This window comes from Pseudanabaena sp. SR411, assembly GCF_002251945.1.
GTDB lineage: Bacteria > Cyanobacteriota > Cyanobacteriia > Pseudanabaenales > Pseudanabaenaceae > Pseudanabaena.
Map to the genome: position 1 here is coordinate 1 of NZ_NDHW01000013.1, position 2,814 is coordinate 2,814.

Here is a 2,814-nt window from a genome sequence, read left to right on the forward strand (position 1 = left end):
AACTGTGGCTTTGATTTCATCGCTGAAAATCACTCTCTTAGTCCTATATAAATTGAAAACAAGAATTTTATATCCCTATTTCTATAATCTTTGGTATCTTATTTCTTCGCAAGCCCCTAATAACTAAAATTAGCTAACACTTCCCTAGATTTAGATTGTAACTGTCATGAAATTACTAAGAAATATAGGCTTGAATTTTAATCCCAATTTTCTATGCTTACTCGTAATATTTGTTCGGGCGCACTATGCTTCAATATCAGGAGGAAAAGCCTCTGAAATAGATGTAGGAAGAGGCTCATCAATCTCAATACCTTTTGCAATATTATATTCTTGCTGAAAACTAGTGATTTCTTCTTTAGTCATCTTGTCAGATGCAATCAAGTAATGAATCAGCTTCCCGCCCTGCACTGGTGGTTGTTCTCCTCTGAGCATTGATCGACTTGGAGCTACTAGGATATGTGTCCAAATCTCAGCTTCCATTCTCCAGTCTATTTTGGCAGCCCGTCTTACCGCTTCACTCAATTTCAAACGATTATCCTGAGTTGCTGCGGTCAAACCTCGAAATAAAGCCAACTGACCAATTGGTTTGAACAATAATGAGTAAGGTTGGTCATCCTTTCTCATTAGAGGTATTTGACTACTATCCCTAAGTGCTTCTTTATATGGTTGCAATCCATCTAGTACTGTATTCCAAAATTCTTCAACGATCTCGTAGTACTCATTTAAGAACTCATCTTGTGGGCGAATATTTTGATCAAGTACTATACGATGGCTTCTAAGAATAAGCTTTACAGTTTCATAAACTGCACTAATTGTTGTAAGTTTGGTACTTCTAACTGGGAGAGAATTACTCTTCCACTCAACAATTACATCACTACTGCCACGAGACTTAATTCCAAGGGGTGCTCCTTCACTTAGTAACCTACGTGCAATGATAGCGCTACGATCATCCTCACTGGTAATGATATTATCTCCTCGGCTAGTTGGTTTAGCGTAACGGTTTACCTTATTAAAAATACGACGTGTTTTCTCATTGCCTTCATGATGGATAAAAATCACACAAACGTCATCGTCTGGAACATCCTCACGATACTCTCCAGTTACCTCTCCTTTCATAACCTGCTCAAGAGCTAAAAGACGATGTTGTCCATCTAACACTATAAGAGAACCACCATCAATAGTAAGAATACCAATGTTTTCCGCAACTGACTGATACGCTCGTGGAGCTTTATTCGAGATCCAATCCTTGAGTCCCTCAAAATAAACTTCTCCTTTATAGACAAGTACAATCATTGCACCAAAGAATCTATCCTTTGATTTAGCAATATACGGAGCGATCTCCTCCTTAATTCGTTTAAGATCTGGCTCGCGCTGCAAAACATCTTCAATACTCATTGTTGTCCATTCATCAAGCTCATTAGCTGGACGAACTCCTTGCACTAGCTCACGAACTTTCATAGTCGCTTGATAAAAGTCTGTGTTGCCTAAGTGACCCTTTATACACGGAATAACTAAAGCCATTTTTTCTCCGACACTATTGTTGCTATACACAAAAACAAAGTAGTTGTTTTTGTGTATAGCCCGTATGTTTGCACAAACACCTGTGCCTTGTCAACTATTTATGAGTGGTCTTGCCAAATGTTTTTAAAAACATTTTTCTTTAATAGCCAAAATATTGAATATTACTATTTGATCGGGTGATCGGAGATCGCTTTTTGACGTTGGAATAGGCGATCAGGCTTGTGGGTGTTGAGGGTGCGATCGCTGTTTGATTTTGAGGTTAGGTGATCGGGTTTTGTGGGTGATGAGTGTGCGATCGTTGGTTGATTTGAGGGAATAGGCGATCAGTTTTATCCCCAATGTTAAAATTAAATTGGAACTAGCAATTAAAAACATATGACTGAACAAATTACAATTCAAGACATTTATGCACTTATTCCGCGAAAGCGAACAGCAACGCCAAGAATATCAGCGCATCGCCGAACAAGAAATGGCAGATCTTCGTAAAATTGTTGCCCAAACCAATAAACAAATAGGAGGATTAACTAGCCGATGGGGAGAATTTGTAGAGAACTTAATTAAACCTGCTGCCGCAAAATTGTTTAAAGAACAAGGCATAGACGTGCATCACACTGCCTTACGAGTTGATGCACAAGATGAAAAAGGTTCTATTGAAATCGATACTCTTGTAGAAAACACTAATGAAGTTGTAGCGATCGAAGTAAAATCTCATTTGGAAATTCGAGATATAAAGCGGTTTTTGCAAACATTAGAACGATTTAAAGAAGCATTTCCTAAATATCAAAATTACAAACTCTATGGAGCTGTAGCAGGAATAAAAATAGATGAAAGATCCGATCTCTTTGCAACACAGGAAGGACTATTTGTAATCGCCCCCGCTGGAAATTCAGTCATTATTGCCAACAGCCAAATTCTTGAACCAAGAACTTGGTAGTTCAATTACTTTTATTAAACAGCGATCGCTGTTTGGTGTGGGGAAAAAGCGATCAAGTTTATGAGCGATGAGTGGAGATCGCTGTTTGGTGTGGAGAAAAAGCGATCGGGTTTGTGGGTGTTGTGGGGCGATCGCTGTTTGATGTGGAAATAGGCGATCGGGTTTTGGGTTGAGGGGGAGATCGCTATCCAACAACGTGTCAGATATGCTAGAAATGTAGCTGTAGACTATAAAACTTTCGCTCATCTAGGGAAATAGGTGGAAGGAGGAAAAAGAAGACGACGCAGGAAGTCAAAATCAATCCAACGTAGATTGTATGACCACTCAAACATGGCTACATAGAGATACAAATACTCTTT

3 protein-coding genes are annotated in these 2,814 nt (G+C 38.9%); 1 reads left to right on the forward strand and 2 read right to left on the reverse strand.

Going from position 1 to position 2,814, the window contains the following annotated elements; all coding sequences use genetic code 11:
* Positions 1-243: 243 nt before the first annotated feature.
* Positions 244-1,521: a DNA sulfur modification protein DndB gene (locus B9G53_RS00155; protein WP_094528310.1), complete on the reverse strand. Its 1,278-nt coding sequence runs from the start codon at positions 1,519-1,521 to the stop codon at positions 244-246.
* A 213-nt stretch (positions 1,522-1,734) separates the two neighbouring features.
* Positions 1,735-1,896 (reverse strand): hypothetical protein, encoded by a 162-nt coding sequence (locus B9G53_RS27040; RefSeq protein ID WP_176453031.1) that lies wholly within the window; start codon positions 1,894-1,896, stop codon positions 1,735-1,737.
* A gap of 31 nt (positions 1,897-1,927) precedes the next feature.
* On the opposite strand from B9G53_RS27040, the gene B9G53_RS00160 reads away from it, so the two are divergent.
* A complete protein-coding gene (locus tag B9G53_RS00160; RefSeq protein WP_217901475.1) occupies positions 1,928-2,455 on the forward strand; it encodes a DUF3782 domain-containing protein in 528 nt (175 codons plus the stop codon).
* Positions 2,456-2,814: the final 359 nt, after the last annotated feature.

What these genes read in the sequence shown, in the direction of transcription:
- B9G53_RS27040 (WP_176453031.1), bottom strand. Translation starts at nt 1,896, where the DNA reads ATGTTTTTAATTGCTAGTTCCAATTTAATTTTAACATTGGGGATAAAA.
- B9G53_RS00160 (WP_217901475.1), top strand. Translation starts at nt 1,928, where the DNA reads ATGCACTTATTCCGCGAAAGCGAACAGCAACGCCAAGAATATCAGCGC.
- B9G53_RS00155 (WP_094528310.1), bottom strand. Translation starts at nt 1,521, where the DNA reads ATGGCTTTAGTTATTCCGTGTATAAAGGGTCACTTAGGCAACACAGAC.